The sequence below is a fragment of the Pseudomonas pichavaramensis genome (assembly GCF_050473265.1).
Taxonomy (GTDB): Bacteria; Pseudomonadota; Gammaproteobacteria; order Pseudomonadales; family Pseudomonadaceae; genus Aquipseudomonas.
This window is the reverse complement of record NZ_JBJKFJ010000004.1, coordinates 182,756-196,749: the sequence shown is the minus strand read 5'-3', so window position 1 is coordinate 196,749 and position 13,994 is coordinate 182,756. Positions and strand designations below refer to the sequence as shown.

At 62.0% G+C, this 13,994-nt stretch carries 18 protein-coding genes; 9 read left to right on the top strand and 9 right to left on the bottom strand.

Annotation, left to right across the window (positions count from 1 at the left end):
• The first annotated feature begins 17 nt into the window (after positions 1–17).
• Positions 18–1,298 carry a citrate synthase gene (gene gltA, locus ACJRW5_RS08615; RefSeq protein ID WP_484570108.1) on the top strand — a complete coding sequence of 427 codons (1,281 nt, stop codon included), beginning with the start codon at positions 18–20 and terminating at the stop codon, positions 1,296–1,298.
• A 71-nt stretch (positions 1,299–1,369) separates the two neighbouring features.
• Here gltA and ACJRW5_RS08610 read toward each other — a convergent pair whose 3' ends face one another.
• The 3 genes from ACJRW5_RS08610 to ACJRW5_RS08600 form a co-directional block, all read right to left on the bottom strand.
• Complete coding sequence (locus ACJRW5_RS08610) at positions 1,370–1,969, bottom strand: START domain-containing protein (protein WP_484570107.1); 600 nt, start codon at positions 1,967–1,969, stop codon at positions 1,370–1,372.
• 66 nt (positions 1,970–2,035) lie between these two features.
• Complete coding sequence (locus tag ACJRW5_RS08605) at positions 2,036–2,287, bottom strand: YkgJ family cysteine cluster protein (RefSeq protein WP_484570106.1); 252 nt, start codon at positions 2,285–2,287, stop codon at positions 2,036–2,038.
• A 74-nt stretch (positions 2,288–2,361) separates the two neighbouring features.
• Entirely contained in the window at positions 2,362–3,234 is an 873-nt protein-coding gene (locus ACJRW5_RS08600) for an NAD(P)-dependent oxidoreductase (protein ID WP_484570105.1), read from the bottom strand.
• A gap of 119 nt (positions 3,235–3,353) precedes the next feature.
• Here ACJRW5_RS08600 and ACJRW5_RS08595 point away from each other — a divergent pair, with 119 nt between their 5' ends.
• The 3 genes from ACJRW5_RS08595 to rhtA all read left to right on the top strand — a co-directional run bounded on the left by ACJRW5_RS08595 (position 3,354) and on the right by rhtA (position 5,232).
• Complete coding sequence (locus ACJRW5_RS08595) at positions 3,354–3,902, top strand: 3'-5' exonuclease (RefSeq protein ID WP_484570104.1); 549 nt, start codon at positions 3,354–3,356, stop codon at positions 3,900–3,902.
• Positions 3,903–4,030: 128 nt separating this feature from the next.
• A complete protein-coding gene (gene ppnP / locus ACJRW5_RS08590) occupies positions 4,031–4,312 on the top strand; it encodes a pyrimidine/purine nucleoside phosphorylase (protein WP_484570103.1) in 282 nt (93 codons plus the stop codon).
• Between the two features lie 68 nt (positions 4,313–4,380).
• Positions 4,381–5,232: a threonine/homoserine exporter RhtA gene (gene rhtA / locus ACJRW5_RS08585; RefSeq protein ID WP_484570102.1), complete on the top strand. Its 852-nt coding sequence runs from the start codon at positions 4,381–4,383 to the stop codon at positions 5,230–5,232.
• 28 nt (positions 5,233–5,260) lie between these two features.
• Here the strand turns inward: rhtA and ACJRW5_RS08580 are convergent, their stop codons facing one another.
• The 5 genes from ACJRW5_RS08580 to ACJRW5_RS08560 are packed head-to-tail and all read right to left on the bottom strand — an operon-like array spanning position 5,261 to position 9,573.
• Positions 5,261–7,018 carry an ABC transporter transmembrane domain-containing protein gene (locus tag ACJRW5_RS08580; protein WP_484570101.1) on the bottom strand — a complete coding sequence of 586 codons (1,758 nt, stop codon included), beginning with the start codon at positions 7,016–7,018 and terminating at the stop codon, positions 5,261–5,263.
• Positions 7,019–7,026: 8 nt separating this feature from the next.
• Positions 7,027–7,434, bottom strand: coding sequence for a DoxX-like family protein (locus ACJRW5_RS08575; RefSeq protein ID WP_484570100.1), 408 nt, complete (start codon positions 7,432–7,434; stop codon positions 7,027–7,029).
• Positions 7,427–7,861 carry a thiol-disulfide oxidoreductase DCC family protein gene (locus ACJRW5_RS08570; RefSeq protein WP_484570099.1) on the bottom strand — a complete coding sequence of 145 codons (435 nt, stop codon included), beginning with the start codon at positions 7,859–7,861 and terminating at the stop codon, positions 7,427–7,429. Before ACJRW5_RS08570 ends, ACJRW5_RS08575 begins: the two co-directional genes overlap by 8 nt.
• Positions 7,858–8,448, bottom strand: a complete 591-nt coding sequence (locus ACJRW5_RS08565; protein ID WP_484570098.1) for a DUF1287 domain-containing protein — start codon at positions 8,446–8,448, stop codon at positions 7,858–7,860. The genes ACJRW5_RS08570 and ACJRW5_RS08565 overlap by 4 nt, the downstream gene beginning before the upstream one ends.
• A gap of 9 nt (positions 8,449–8,457) precedes the next feature.
• On the bottom strand, positions 8,458–9,573 hold the full coding sequence (locus ACJRW5_RS08560; RefSeq protein ID WP_484570097.1) for an ATP-NAD kinase family protein: 1,116 nt from the start codon (positions 9,571–9,573) through the stop codon (positions 8,458–8,460).
• A 147-nt stretch (positions 9,574–9,720) separates the two neighbouring features.
• On the opposite strand from ACJRW5_RS08560, the gene ACJRW5_RS08555 reads away from it, so the two are divergent.
• Complete coding sequence (locus ACJRW5_RS08555; protein WP_484570096.1) at positions 9,721–9,894, top strand: PA1571 family protein; 174 nt, start codon at positions 9,721–9,723, stop codon at positions 9,892–9,894.
• Between the two features lie 37 nt (positions 9,895–9,931).
• Here ACJRW5_RS08555 and msrB read toward each other — a convergent pair whose 3' ends face one another.
• Positions 9,932–10,327 (bottom strand): peptide-methionine (R)-S-oxide reductase MsrB, encoded by a 396-nt coding sequence (gene msrB / locus ACJRW5_RS08550; protein WP_484570095.1) that lies wholly within the window; start codon positions 10,325–10,327, stop codon positions 9,932–9,934.
• Between the two features lie 275 nt (positions 10,328–10,602).
• Between msrB and ACJRW5_RS08545 the strand changes: the two genes are divergently transcribed.
• The 4 genes from ACJRW5_RS08545 to htpX all read left to right on the top strand — a co-directional run bounded on the left by ACJRW5_RS08545 (position 10,603) and on the right by htpX (position 13,988).
• A complete protein-coding gene (locus tag ACJRW5_RS08545; RefSeq protein WP_484570094.1) occupies positions 10,603–11,814 on the top strand; it encodes a pyridoxal phosphate-dependent aminotransferase in 1,212 nt (403 codons plus the stop codon).
• 12 nt (positions 11,815–11,826) lie between these two features.
• The gene (locus ACJRW5_RS08540) at positions 11,827–12,573 is read left to right on the top strand and encodes an SDR family NAD(P)-dependent oxidoreductase (RefSeq protein WP_484570093.1); all 747 of its coding nucleotides are present in this window, start codon (positions 11,827–11,829) and stop codon (positions 12,571–12,573) included.
• Between the two features lie 2 nt (positions 12,574–12,575).
• Entirely contained in the window at positions 12,576–13,022 is a 447-nt protein-coding gene (locus tag ACJRW5_RS08535; protein WP_484570092.1) for a hypothetical protein, read from the top strand.
• 93 nt (positions 13,023–13,115) lie between these two features.
• A complete protein-coding gene (htpX, locus tag ACJRW5_RS08530) occupies positions 13,116–13,988 on the top strand; it encodes a protease HtpX (RefSeq protein WP_484570091.1) in 873 nt (290 codons plus the stop codon).
• The last annotated feature ends 6 nt before the right edge of the window (positions 13,989–13,994 follow it).

Genomic DNA, 13,994 nt, shown 5'->3' with positions numbered 1-13,994 from the left:
TAACTAGGAGGCCACATATGGCTGACAAAAAAGCGCAGTTGATCATCGAGGGCAATGCCCCCGTCGAACTGCCCGTTCTGACCGGCACTGTTGGTCCCGATGTAATTGATGTGCGGAGCCTGACCGCCACGGGTCGGTTCACATTTGATCCTGGTTTCATGTCGACCGCCTCTTGCGAGTCGAAGATCACCTATATCGACGGCGATAAAGGGATCCTGCTGCACCGCGGCTACCCGATCGAGCAACTGGCCGAGCAATCCGACTACCTGGAAACCTGCTACCTGCTGCTCAATGGCGAACTGCCGAGCAAGGAAGAGAAGGCCAAATTCGTCAGCACCATCAAGAACCACACCATGGTTCATGAGCAGCTGAAGACCTTCTTCAACGGTTTCCGCCGTGACGCCCACCCGATGGCCATCATGTGCGGCGTAGTCGGCGCCCTGTCCGCCTTCTATCACGACTCGCTGGACATCAAGAATCCGCAGCACCGTGAAGTGTCCGCCATGCGCCTGGTCGCCAAGATGCCGACCATTGCCGCGATGACCTACAAGTACTCCATGGGCCAGCCCATGATGTACCCGCGTAACGACCTGAACTACGCGGAAAACTTCCTGCACATGATGTTCAACACCCCGTGCGAGATCAAACCGATCAGCCCGGTGCTGGCCAAGGCCATGGACAAGATCTTCATCCTCCATGCCGACCACGAGCAGAATGCCTCCACCTCCACCGTACGCCTGGCAGGTTCCTCGGGCGCCAACCCGTTCGCCTGTATCGCAGCCGGTATCGCCGCCCTCTGGGGCCCGGCGCACGGCGGTGCGAACGAAGCCGTACTGGCCATGCTGGACGAAATCGGTGACGTGTCGAACATCGACAAGTTCATCGCCAAGGCCAAGGACAAGGACGATCCGTTCAAGCTCATGGGCTTCGGTCACCGCGTCTACAAGAACTTCGACCCACGCGCCAAGGTCATGAAGCAGACCTGCGACGAAGTACTGGCCGAACTGGGCATCAACGACCCGCAGCTGGAACTGGCCATGAAGCTCGACGAGATCGCGCGTAACGATCCTTACTTCAAGGAGCGTAACCTCTACCCGAACGTGGACTTCTACTCGGGCATCATCCTCAAGGCCATCGGCATTCCGACCAGCATGTTCACCGTGATATTCGCCCTGGCGCGTACCGTCGGCTGGATCAGCCACTGGAAGGAAATGCTCTCCGGCCCGTACAAGATTGGCCGCCCGCGCCAGCTGTACACCGGTTACGAGCAGCGTGACCTGCCGGCCGACCGCGGCTGACACAGAGCGGCGCAAAACGAAAAAGGCTGCCAATCGGCAGCCTTTTTTATTTTCTTTACCCCACTCTCAGCTCAGCGCCCTTCGACCTGGGCACGCAAGCCCTGCAACGTCTGCAATGGCGCGTCAACGACGAAACTGTTGGCCAGCCATGAGGGAACGCTGCCGCCCGGTTCGGTATGCACCTCGTAGGTCACTTCCACCCTCCCCTCACCCTGCGGCTGCAAGTGCCAGAGACCCTCGACCCGCTGCACCCGCACAAAGTCACTATTCTCCGGCAAGCCCTGCGGCCGGGCCTTGAGCAAGCGCGTGACAGCGCCATCGGCCTCAATGCGTGTCGTCACTTCTATCACCGAGTCCCGCGCCTTGACCGGCCAGGGCATTTCGAAGCGTGTATACACCTCGCTTACATCACCCTCGCTCTTGAGCAAGCGCTGTTGCTGACAACTGAATATCCAGGCACAGGAACCCTCGACATCCTCTTGTGCAGCCTGCACGGCAGCCACATCTGCATCGATAGTCACCACACCGCGATAGGCCTTGTACTTGGAGCCGGGCACATCAGCGAGATAGACCTTCACGCCATCCTCGTCACGCTCCAGTTGCCACTGCCGCTCGGCAGCATTTGCAGTGCTCGCACACAGCACCGCGACCAATAGGGACATACGCATCATGTTCGGACCTGTACCCTGAATAATGTTCGCGTTTTGACCGTGCAAGCGGAAGCCGGGTTCACTTCTTCAAGCTGTCGCCTGCTCCAGCCAGCCCAGCATGCGGATAGCTTCATCCCGACTCTCGCCGCATAGTTGCTCTTCAGCCTTGAAGCCCCCGCACACCGCAGGCCGTTCCGCTCGCCCGAACAGGGCGCAGAGATAGCCAACGGAAAGATGAATGCAGCGCACCCCTGCCGGCTTGCCTTCAGGCATACCGGGGATGGGCGAACTGATAGAAGGTGCGATGCAGCAGGCACCACAACCGGCACGGCACTCCATGGAAAACCTCGACGACACGGAACGAACGGCGCGATCCTAATGAGACACGCCCCGCCCGTCGAGATCTTTGGTTATCAGCGGTTACGCTGCAAGCGCGCCAGCAGGCTGGAGGTGTCCCAGCGTCCACCACCCATGCCTTGCACGTCAGCGTAAAACTGGTCGACCAGGGCCGTCACCGGCAGTTGAGCACCGTTGCGGCGTCCCTCCTCAAGCAGGATCGACAAGTCCTTGCGCATCCAGTCGACGGCGAAGCCGAAGTCGAACTCGCCAGCCAGCATGGTCTTGTAGCGATTTTCCATCTGCCAGGACTGCGCCGCCCCTTTGCTGATCACATCAACTACCGCCTCTCCGTCGAGACCGGCGCACTGAGCAAAATTCAGCGCCTCCGACAGCCCCTGAACCAGCCCGGCAATACAGATCTGATTGACCATCTTGCTCAGCTGGCCGCTGCCCGCAGGGCCCATCAGACGCATCATCCGCGCGTAACCCTGGATGACCGGCTCTGCCACGGCATAAGCCTCAGCCTCGCCACCGACCATCACCGTCAGCACGCCATTGACGGCACCGGCCTGACCACCAGACACCGGCGCATCGAGAAAGCCCAGACCACGTTCGGCAGCGACAGCCGCGAGCTCACGGGCAACATCAGCCGAAGCAGTGGTGTGGTCGACCAGAATCGCGCCAGGCGCCATGCCGGCGAAAGCGCCCTGCTCGCCCAGGACCACGCTACGCAGATCGTCGTCATTGCCTACGCAACACATCACCAGCTCAGCACCCAGCGCAGCCTCGCGCGGCGTCGATGCGCTATTGCCTGCGTATTCGCCCAGCCATTGCTCGGCCTTGCCCGGGGAGCGGTTATAGACCGTGACCTGATGCCCGTTGCGAGCCAGATGCCCGGCCATCGGATACCCCATAACACCCAGACCGATAAATGCGACCTTTGCCATGACAACCTCCGTAGGACATAGGCCGCAGAGCCTAACATGAGGTTTGCTCTGGCCGAAAAGGCCTTACATACTGCCAGCGGATCAGCCCAGACAGGGCATCATGATGGTAAGGAGCGCCAATGGGACATTGGTTGGTCATCGATCTGGAAGCCACCACCGATGAAGGCGGCTGGCCAATGGAAGAAATGGAAATCATCGAGATCGGCGCCAGCCTGGTTGGCGCGGATGGTCACGAACGCGATCACTTCCAGCGCATCGTCAAACCACAAAGGCGGCCGTGCCTGACTGACTTCTGCCGCCAACTCACCCACATTTCCCAAGCCGATGTCGATGGGGCCGCGCCACTGCCCCAGGTCTGGGCGCAGTTCGAGCGCTGGTTGACGCAACATGCACCGCGCCTGGTCGGCTGGAGCAGCTGGGGCGATTACGACCGCCGCCAGCTGCAACAGGAGTGGCAGCAGCACCAGTTGCACAGCTTGTTGAACGATGTCCCGCACCTGAACCTCAAGCAGGCCTTCGCCAAGGCACGCCAACTGCAACGCCCGGTTGGTCTGCACAGCGCATTGCAGCTGGCCGGCATGCAGTTCCAGGGGCAGCAGCATCGCGCCCTGGAAGATGCCCGCAACACCGCTCGCCTGCTGCCGCTGATACTCCCCATCAAAGGGTGATGACGAAAAAAAGGCGCTTGGGCATACTGGCGCCCCTTTTATGGCCTGCCATCCGTGGCGGCCACGTCGCTACGCGACGTTGAAATGGCTCCCCGCAATTTATTCCACCCCTTTCCGAGGAATCGCAGATGTTCAAGGTCAACGAGTACTTCGACGGCACCGTCAAATCCATCGGTTTCAGCACGGCTGAAGGTCCGGCCACCCTCGGCGTGATGGCCCCGGGCGAATACGAGTTCGGCACCAGCCAGCTGGAAGTGATGCACGTCGTGGCCGGCGCCTTGACCGTCAAACTGCCGGGCAGCGACAGCTGGACCACCTATGAGGCCGGCAGCCAGTTCACCGTCGAAGCCAACAGCAAGTTTCAGCTGAAAGTCGCCGTGGATACCGCCTACCTCTGCGAATACCACTAAGCCGTATCGCGTTGCAGAACCGGCCCCAGCGGCCGGTTTTTTCGTTGCCCATCACTCAGGACCTGCTCATGCCACGCACCGCCATACTCGTTCCCATTGCCCTGCTCGTGGTGGCCATGGTCTCGATTCAGAGCGGCGCATCGCTGGCCAAGAACCTGTTCCCGCTGGTCGGGGCCGAGGGCACCACGACCCTGCGCCTGGTACTCGGCGCGATCATCCTGTCGCTGGTTATGCAACCCTGGAGAGCGAAGCTGGAGCTGCGCAAATGTCATGCTCTGCTTGCTTACGGCCTCGCGCTCGGCAGCATGAACCTGCTGTTCTACATGTCGCTGCAGAGCATCCCGCTGGGCATCGCCGTAGCACTGGAATTCACCGGTCCGTTGGCGCTGGCACTGTTTTCCTCGCGACGTGTGCTGGATTTCGTCTGGGTGGTGCTAGCCGTCGCCGGCCTGTGGATGCTCCTGCCCACCGCTGCAACGCAAAGCGCTATCGACCCATTGGGCGCCGCCCTCGCACTTGGCGCAGGTGTGTGCTGGGCGCTGTACATCATCTTCGGGCAGAAAGCAGGCGCCCAGCATGGCCGCCACACCGTCGCCCTGGGCACCTGGGTCGCAGCGCTACTGGTGCTGCCTATTGGCCTGTGGCACACCGGGGGCGAGCTGATCAGTGTCGATCTGCTGCCAATCGCGCTAGGCGTGGCCGTAATGTCCTCAGCATTGCCCTACAGCCTGGAAATGGTTGCCCTGACACGCCTGCCAGCACGCACCTTCAGTGTGTTGATGAGCCTGGAACCAGCGGTAGCCGCGATGTGCGGCCTGGCATTTCTCGGCGAGAAACTGCTCTGGGGGCAGTGGCTGGCCGTAGGCGCCATCATCATCGCCTCGGCTGGTGCCGCTGCCACCATCAAGCCCAAGAGCTAAAAGCCTCCTACGTTTTTCAGCGGCCTGACTAGTTACCGAATTGCAGCTCTGCCAACCGCGCATAGAGCGGGCTGGTCTCGATCAACTCGGCATGACGACCAACCGCAGCCAAGCGCCCATGCTCGATTACCGCAATGCGATCAGCCTGTTTCACCGTGGCCAGACGATGCGCGATCACCAGCGTCGTACGCCCGGCCATCAGCGACGGCAAGGCCTGCTGGATCAGATGTTCGCTTTCGGCATCCAACGCGCTGGTCGCCTCGTCCAGCAGCAGAATCGGCGCATCGGCCAATAACGCCCGAGCAATCGCCAGACGCTGACGCTGCCCACCAGACAGCCCCAGCCCTGCTTCACCGAGTTGAGTCTGATAGCCCTGGGGCAGGCGCTGGATGAATTCATGGGCGTGCGCGGCGCGGGCAGCGGCTTCGACCTCGGCCTGACTGGCATCAAGACGGCCATAACGAATGTTGTCCTCGACCGAGCCAAAGAACAGCGCCGGGTTCTGCGATACCAGGGCGAAGCTCGCGCGCAGCTCACGCGGGTCGAGCTGATCGACTGCCACCCCATCAATGAGGATTCGCCCTTGCTGCGGGTCGAAGAAGCGCAGCAACAGATCGAACAGGGTCGACTTGCCCGCACCGGAAGGCCCGACCAACGCCAGCGTTTCACCGGCCTCCACCTGCAGGTCGATCCCGTCGATTGCGTAGCTGTCCAGACGCGAGGGATAGGCGAAACGTACAGCCTGCAGGTCGATGCGCCCCTGCACTGGCTGCGGCAGATGTAGGGGCTGCTCTGGCGCGACGATGGCGTTGCGCGAACGCAACAGTTCGCCGATACGTTCGGCCGCCCCGGCCGCGCGCTGCAGTTCCCCGATCACCTCGCTCAGCGTACCGAAGGACGAGCCGACGATCAGGCTGTAGAACACGAATGCAGCCAGCTCGCCACCGGAGATACGCCCGGCGATGACATCCATGCCGCCGACCCAGAGCATCACCCCTACCGCACCGAGCACCAGCACGATCACCACCGTGATCAGCCAGGAGCGCTGGGCGATGCGCTTGCGTGCAACGTCAAAAGCTGCCTCGGCGGACTCACCGAAACGCCGTTTGTCTTCGTCCTGGTGGTTGTAGGCCTGTACGGTCTTGATCTGCCCCAGCACCTCGCCGACGTAACTGCCGACATCGGCCACGCGATCCTGACTCTGCCGTGACAGCGCCCGTACACGTCGCCCGAACAGCAGAATGGGCGCCACCACCAGCGGCAAGGCCAGCAGCACGATGCCGCTGAGCTTGGGGTTGGTCACCACCAGCAGGATGCCGCCGCCGATGAGCATGATCAGGTTGCGCAGTGCCATCGACAGTGACGAGCCGATCACCGACTGCAGCAAGGTGGTATCGGCGGTCAGGCGTGATTGAATTTCCGAGCTGCGGTTGCTTTCGTAGAAGCCGGGGTGCAACTCGATCAGATGATCGAACACCCGCCGACGGATGTCGGCGACCACCCGCTCGCCGATCCACGACACCAGATAGAAACGTGTGAAGGTACCCACGGCCAGGGCCAGTACCAGCACGAAGAACAGCAGCAGGGAGTGACGCAGCGCGGCCGGCGATTGCGTAGCCAGGCCCTGATCCACCAGCAGCTTGATGCCCTGCCCCATGGACAGGGTGATGGCCGCCGTGAACAGCAGCGCCAGCAGTGCGCCCAGCACCCGGCTGCGGTAGGGCGCGATGAAGCGCCAGGCCAGGCGTATGGCGCCACGCTGGCGAGAAGAAAGCATTGATGTCATGACCAGTCTCAGGAGTCAGCAGCTGAGGGGGCTTCGGCCAACCAAGCCACTGCGCACAAAGCCAGCGCAGCCAGGTTGGTGGAAAGCGGATTGAACGCCTGAATCAACAGATGGGGGCTGAGCAGCACGACATCAAGCAGCAGCACCAGCAATGCCACACCGGCAACCAGCAACGGCCAGCGCTGGCGGCGCATCGTCAGCAGGACGATACCCAGCAGTATCTCGAACACACCGCCGATACGGGCGATCAGTTCTGGCGCGAACAGTGGGTGATCAGGGAGCCCATGGGCGCCGATCATCGCCACCTCGTCGGGGCTGAGCCAGAGGATCTTCGGCGCCAGCCCATGCCAGATGAACACCTGCGCCAGGGCCAGGCGCGCGAACCAGGCGATCGGCGCCAGGCGCGACTCAGTCATGCAGGAAACGCTCGGCATGATCGGCCGCAGGCAACAAACAGACATCATGGCGGCCGAACAGGCGGTAGCGATTCAGCGCAATCCGGTCATAGCACCAGTCACGCAGCGGCCTGGGTACCAGGCGTAGCCAGCGCAACCCTCGCCATGGCCAGGGCAGCTTGGCGAGAATGCGCAGCAGCGCGGATGAGCGCACGTGCAGGCCCTGCTCGTCGATCAGCGCCATGGTGTCGAAGTGATCGGTCGGCAGGCCATACCAGGCCAACAACGCCTGGCCCTGCGCGGACTGCACCGAGGCCAGGCGAAAGCGTCGCTCAGGGTCATGACGGATGAGGAACTTCGCCCAGCCGTTGCACAACGTGCAGACGCCATCGAACAGCACGACGCGCTCTCCGGCGGCCAAACCTGGCGGTAGATGAGCCTGCGTCATCGCTCGGCACTCGCCTGTTGCGCCAGCGGGCGATAATGGCCGGTGATACGGAAGGCGAACAGAATGTCCTCTTCCTGCGTGCCACGGCCGATGTTGTGCAGCACCAGCGGCACATCACCTGGCGCCTGGCGGTCACTGACGACACCGATATGGGTGAGCCCACGCCCCAGATCCCAGGTGACGATGTCACCAGCTGCGTAGGCGCTTGCCTCCCGGCTGACTGGCAAGGACCAGCCCTGGCGCGCGAACCAGGTCATCAGGTTCGGCACGCGGCGATGGTCGATATTGCTGTCCGCCCGCTTCAGCCCCCAGTTCTGCGGGTACACCGCGAAGTTGCTGCGCATGTCGCGGTGCACGGCCTCTTGCAGATCCAGTCCCTGCTGGCGCAACGCCCGAATCACCACATCGGTGCAGACTCCGGTGGTCATGGGTACGTCGCCACCCGGGTAGCTCAGGCGCCGATAGGCCGGATCGTAACTCAACGTGACGCCCACCTGCTTGCGTGCATCCAGCACCAATTTGTCAGCTTCTATGGCTTGCGCGGCGAATGCCAACGACCCAATCAGCAGTGCGATAACTACCCGCATTTCGATCTCCTATCGACTGAGGGGATAGAGCAATTCTTCCTTGTAGCCCGCCCATACCCTTATGGCATCGGGAAAAACATCGTCCAGCGCCACATCACCGCTATCGACCAGCAGCGGGCGGCCCTCCAGCGTGCTCAGTTTGCGTTTGGTGGCGACCACTCGCAGACGTTCCAGGCCTACCGCACGCAATACACGCGGACTGATCTGCTGATTGCCACGACCGATGATATGCCCCTGACCGCCAATAGCGGTCACCAGGACGTAGGCGGGATGTCCGGCGACCAGAGCGAACAGTTCGGCTTCGTTGACGTCGCGGGCGATCACGCGACCATCCTCGATCACGTCCACGCCGAGTAGCGTGGTTTCCAAGCCCAGGCTCTGCGCCAGACCATGCAGAGTCGACCCAGGGCCGAAGACATAACGCACGCCAGGCTCCCACTCCACTTCCAGCCAGGCGGCCAGATCGGCCAGCACCAGCTCTTCGGACTCCATGCCACCCTGCTTGACCGCCTGCAGGTAGCCGCCCTCCTGCGGCACGCACAGCTCGCCGTACCAGCGGGCGGTAACGCGCCCCTCTCGCAAGGCGCTTTCATCGATATCGCGTACTTCACCACTGGCCAAGCGCACCAGGCCACCTTCAACCAGGCGCGCAGTCAGCTCGCCCGCGGCACGCGGGCTGATGGCATAAACACCGGACTGAATCTTCACTCCAGCGGGAATGCCCAACACCGGCTGCCCTTCCCTCACCACCGCGCAGACATCGCGCGCCGTCCCATCACCGCCGGCAAAGAGGATCAGCGCCACGCCGGCATCCTGCAGTTGCTGCACGGCACAGCGAGTATCCTCGGCAGTGGTCGGCTGCGCATCAAGCGCTCCCAGCAGGCGATGCTCGAAGCCCATCTGCGCCAACAGATCACCGCCCATGGGGCCAGGGTAGCTGACAAACTCGATACGCTCGCGCAATGCCAGCAGTTGCTCCAGCGCGGTGCGTGTGCGCTGCGCAGCTTGCGCCCCGACACCCAGCGCCAGTGCCTGTTCAGCCATGCCATCACTCCCTTTGAAAGCTGCAGGCCCACCCAGCCCAGCCAGTGGATTGATGATCAGACCAATATGAAAACGCCCCATGTATTCCTCATTCCACACAGGCTGGCACGCAGCCTGCTTCACGATTTTTGCAATGTGTTTAGTGACGGAGTTCCGCCGCCGCAGATGTCACCGTGCCTTCATCTGGCACTTCTAGAATGGCGCGCATCACTGATGAGGAGACAGGCCATGAGCTTGCAAGACCACGCCGCCCAACGCCCCAACGCAGCCGCCCAGCAATTGCCAGTCGGGGGCTTCATCATCGACGGTGAAGGCCGCGAAGTGCCCATCACCGAAGACATGATCCAGCGCGCCTGCAACGCACTGGAAGAAAGTCACCAAACCAGCGACAGGTCGGATTGAGTCGCATGCCAGACGCTATCGAGCCTGGCGTACAGGCTCAATCGCGCGGTACCAGCTTCAGCGACAACGAGTTGATGCAGTAACGCAGCCCGGTAGGACGTGGGCCATCGGGAAACACATGCCCCAGGTGAGCGTCGCACTTGGCGCATTTGACCTCGATACGGTGCATGCCATGACTGAAATCATCGAGACTGGCAATCACCTCGTCATTGACCGGCTGAAAGTAGCTCGGCCAGCCACTGCCGGAGTCGTACTTGGCATCCGAGTCGAACAGCGCCTCACCGCAGCACGCGCAATGGTAGATACCCGGCGTCTTGCTGTCGTGGTACTCGCCAGTGAACGGCCGCTCCGTGCCACCCAGGCGGCACACGTGAAATTGCTCCTGCGACAGCTCTTCGCGCCAGGCTTCCAGGGGTTTGTCGACTTTATTCACGGGAAGGTTTCCTCTTTCAGCATTCAGGCAAGCGGTGGCGAAGACTCATTCTCATGATCACGGCGTGCACGAATAACAGGCCATTGCTTGGGCACAGGCAACGCCGCGTGGGCGCGCAGACAAGAAAAAAGCCGGACTGATACCTTTGCCGCGATCAGGTCGCCACGTATGATTCGACCCCAGTCTGTCACCCACGTTACAGGCTGCCAAGATTCACCGCAGGGAGAATTTTGCAGCGTGCTTCAGTGGGCTTTTCATCGATCGGGATCCCCTACATGCAGGTCAGCAAATCGAACAAGCTCGCCAACGTCTGCTATGACATCCGCGGGCCAGTGCTCAAGCACGCCAAACGCCTGGAAGAGGAAGGCCATCGCATCCTCAAGCTGAACATCGGCAACCCGGCGCCGTTCGGTTTCGAAGCCCCGGAGGAAATCCTCCAGGACGTCATCCGCAACCTGCCGACCGCCCAGGGCTACAGCGACTCCAAGGGCCTGTTCAGCGCGCGCAAGGCGGTGATGCAGTATTACCAGCAGAAGCAGGTCGAAGGCGTCAGCATCGAGGACATCTACCTTGGCAACGGCGTCTCCGAGCTGATCGTCATGGCCATGCAGGCGCTGCTCAATAATGGCGACGAAGTGCTGATCCCGGCGCCTGACTACCCGCTGTGGACCGCTGCCGTGGCCCTGTCCGGCGGCAAGCCGGTGCACTACCTGTGCGACGAGCAGGCCGGCTGGTTCCCCGACATCGCCGACATGCGCGCCAAGATCACGCCGAACACCAAGGCGCTGGTATTGATCAACCCGAACAACCCCACCGGTGCGGTGTATTCCAAGGAAGTGCTGCAGGACATCGTCGAGTTGGCCCGCCAGCACAACCTGGTGATCTTCTCCGACGAAATCTACGACAAGATTCTCTACGACGAAGCCGTGCACATCAGCACCGCCTCGCTGGCACCGGACGTGCTCTGCCTGACCTTCAACGGCCTGTCCAAGAGCTACCGCGTGGCCGGCTTCCGTTCCGGCTGGGTGGCCATCTCCGGGCCCAAGCACAAGGCGCAGAGCTACATCGAGGGCCTGGATATCCTGGCCAACATGCGCCTGTGCGCCAACGTACCGAGCCAGCACGCGATCCAGACCGCCCTCGGCGGCTACCAGAGCATCAACGACCTGGTACTGCCCAACGGCCGCCTGCTGGAACAGCGCAACCGCGCCTGGGAACGGCTCAACGACATTCCCGGCGTCAGCTGCGTCAAGCCCATGGGCGCGCTGTACGCCTTCCCCAAGATCGATCCGAAAGTCTGCCCGATCCACAACGACGAGAAGTTCGTCCTCGACCTGCTGCTCTCGGAAAAGCTGCTGATCGTCCAGGGCACCGCCTTCAACTGGCCATGGCCGGATCACTTCCGCGTGGTCACCCTGCCCCGCGTCGATGACCTGGAGCAAGCCATCGGCCGCATCGGCAACTTCCTCAGGGGCTACAGCCAGTAAAAGGAAATCAATATGGCCCAGGCCAGACGCTACCTACTTACCGGCGCTAGCTCAGGCATCGGTGAGGCGCTGGCTCGTCAGTTGGCGAGCAAAGGATACGATCTGGCTCTCGCAGCTCGCCGCGAAGACAGCCTACAGCGGTTGGCCGCCGAACTTCGCCAGATACAAGGTCGCAAAGTCATCGTGCTGCCATTGGACGTAACCGACTATTCGGCCTGCCAGCGGGCTGTCGGCCTGGCCCGTGATGCTCTCGGCGGGCTGGATGGCCTGATTGCCAACGCAGGCATTGGCCTTGCGGGCAAAGCAGGTAGCGGTCACTTCGAACGCTATCAACAGACGCTGGAAACCAATCTTATTGGCGCTGTCGCCTGCCTGGACGCAGCCACCGAGCTGTTTCGCAAGCAAGGTCACGGCCACCTGGTTGCCATTGCCTCGGTCGCTGGCAAACGCGGCCTACCTGGCTCAGCAGGCTACTCGGCGAGCAAAGCGGGGTTGATCTCTCACATGCAATCGCTGGAGCTTGAGTTGTATGGTAGCGCCATCGATACCACCACTCTCATGCCGGGCTATATCGACACGCCGATCAACCAGAACGGTGGCCCGAGACCTTTTCTGATCGACGTAGAAAAAGGTGCCCGCCTGATAGCCCAGCATATCGAGAAACGCAGTCGCAAGGCCTACGTACCGGGTTGGCCCTGGGCTGTGATCGGCTATGTACTGTCCTGGCTGCCGACCCCTCTGCTAGCAAGGATGTTGTGAGCATGGACCTGCAGATCGACGACTTCTACAAGGATGCAGCCAGTGGCCTGCTGATGCTCTACCAGGCCTTCCCGCGCAAGATGGCGCTGTACGTGGAAGACCTGATCGGCCGCGAGGAGCCGGACGAATTCGGCCTGCCCAGCAAGCGTCACCAGGCTTGCCTGGGCGCCCTGCTATGGCTGGCTGAAGAAGGCTACCTGCGCTACGAGTCGACCATCGCCTACGATGCCCTGGACCAGGCGGTGTTGAGCGAGAAAGGCTTCGTGCGCCTGTCGCGCTCTATTCCCCATGCCTTGCGCGAAGGCGAAGTACTGCCGCCCAGCGTGCGCCGCGTACACGCCACCCTGGCGTTCCAGCTGCGCGAAGCCCTGGCGCAGCAGCACGGCGAGCGCACTGCGCGCCTGCTCCGCCTGCTGTTCGAGAGCACTCTGCCGGGTCAAGAGACATAGTTTGAAATAGTCAGCGGTTGAAACCCCCAGGGGGGCGCCCTTATATAGCCGGCATTACTCGTACGTCTTTCCCGTGAGGAGTCTGTTCACACCATGATGCGCATTATGTTGTTCCTGGCCACCAACCTGGCGGTCCTGGTTATCGCCAGCATCACTCTTAAGCTGCTGGGGGTCGACCGCTTCACGGGCCAGAACCACGGTAGCCTGCTGATCTTCTGCGCCGTGTTCGGCTTCGCCGGCTCGCTGGTGTCGCTGTTCCTGTCCAAGTGGATGGCGAAGATGAGCACCGGCACCGAGATCATCACCCAGCCGCGTACCCGTCACGAACAGTGGCTGCTGCAGACCGTCGAGGAGCTGTCCCGCGAAGCCGGCATCAAGATGCCGGAAGTGGGTATCTTCCCGGCCTACGAGTCCAACGCCTTCGCCACCGGCTGGAACAAGAATGACGCGCTGGTCGCCGTCAGCCAGGGCCTGCTGGAGCGCTTCTCGCCCGATGAAGTGCGCGCCGTACTGGCCCACGAGATCGGCCACGTGGCCAACGGCGACATGGTCACCCTGGCGCTGATCCAGGGCGTGGTAAACACCTTCGTCATGTTCTTCGCACGCATCTTCGGCAACTTCGTCGACAAGGCGATCCTGAAGAACGAAGAAGGCCACGGCATCGGTTACTTTGTGGCGACCATCTTCGCCGAGCTGGTACTGGGCATCCTGGCCAGCATCATCGTCATGTGGTTCTCGCGCAAACGTGAGTACAAGGCCGACGAAGCCGGCGCCCGCCTGGCCGGCACCAACTCGATGATCGCTGCACTGCAACGCCTGCGCGCCGAACAGGGCGTGCCGGTGCAGATGCCCGACAGCCTGACCGCCTTCGGCATCAACGGCGGCCTGAAGAACGGCCTGGCCGGCCTGCTGATGAGCCACCCGCCGCTGGAAGACCGTATCGAGGCGCTGCGTCGCCGAGGCTGATCCAAA

Excerpts from the sequence above, each read along its gene's own strand:
- gltA (WP_484570108.1), top strand. The coding sequence starts at position 18 with ATGGCTGACAAAAAAGCGCAGTTGATCATCGAGGGCAATGCCCCCGTC.
- ACJRW5_RS08610 (WP_484570107.1), bottom strand. The coding sequence starts at position 1,969 with ATGATGCGTATGTCCCTATTGGTCGCGGTGCTGTGTGCGAGCACTGCA.
- ACJRW5_RS08605 (WP_484570106.1), bottom strand. The coding sequence starts at position 2,287 with ATGGAGTGCCGTGCCGGTTGTGGTGCCTGCTGCATCGCACCTTCTATC.
- ACJRW5_RS08600 (WP_484570105.1), bottom strand. The coding sequence starts at position 3,234 with ATGGCAAAGGTCGCATTTATCGGTCTGGGTGTTATGGGGTATCCGATG.
- ACJRW5_RS08595 (WP_484570104.1), top strand. The coding sequence starts at position 3,354 with ATGGGACATTGGTTGGTCATCGATCTGGAAGCCACCACCGATGAAGGC.
- ppnP (WP_484570103.1), top strand. The coding sequence starts at position 4,031 with ATGTTCAAGGTCAACGAGTACTTCGACGGCACCGTCAAATCCATCGGT.
- rhtA (WP_484570102.1), top strand. The coding sequence starts at position 4,381 with ATGCCACGCACCGCCATACTCGTTCCCATTGCCCTGCTCGTGGTGGCC.
- ACJRW5_RS08580 (WP_484570101.1), bottom strand. The coding sequence starts at position 7,018 with ATGACATCAATGCTTTCTTCTCGCCAGCGTGGCGCCATACGCCTGGCC.
- ACJRW5_RS08575 (WP_484570100.1), bottom strand. The coding sequence starts at position 7,434 with ATGACTGAGTCGCGCCTGGCGCCGATCGCCTGGTTCGCGCGCCTGGCC.
- ACJRW5_RS08570 (WP_484570099.1), bottom strand. The coding sequence starts at position 7,861 with ATGACGCAGGCTCATCTACCGCCAGGTTTGGCCGCCGGAGAGCGCGTC.
- ACJRW5_RS08565 (WP_484570098.1), bottom strand. The coding sequence starts at position 8,448 with ATGCGGGTAGTTATCGCACTGCTGATTGGGTCGTTGGCATTCGCCGCG.
- ACJRW5_RS08560 (WP_484570097.1), bottom strand. The coding sequence starts at position 9,573 with ATGGGGCGTTTTCATATTGGTCTGATCATCAATCCACTGGCTGGGCTG.
- ACJRW5_RS08555 (WP_484570096.1), top strand. The coding sequence starts at position 9,721 with ATGAGCTTGCAAGACCACGCCGCCCAACGCCCCAACGCAGCCGCCCAG.
- ACJRW5_RS08545 (WP_484570094.1), top strand. The coding sequence starts at position 10,603 with ATGCAGGTCAGCAAATCGAACAAGCTCGCCAACGTCTGCTATGACATC.
- ACJRW5_RS08540 (WP_484570093.1), top strand. The coding sequence starts at position 11,827 with ATGGCCCAGGCCAGACGCTACCTACTTACCGGCGCTAGCTCAGGCATC.
- ACJRW5_RS08535 (WP_484570092.1), top strand. The coding sequence starts at position 12,576 with ATGGACCTGCAGATCGACGACTTCTACAAGGATGCAGCCAGTGGCCTG.
- htpX (WP_484570091.1), top strand. The coding sequence starts at position 13,116 with ATGATGCGCATTATGTTGTTCCTGGCCACCAACCTGGCGGTCCTGGTT.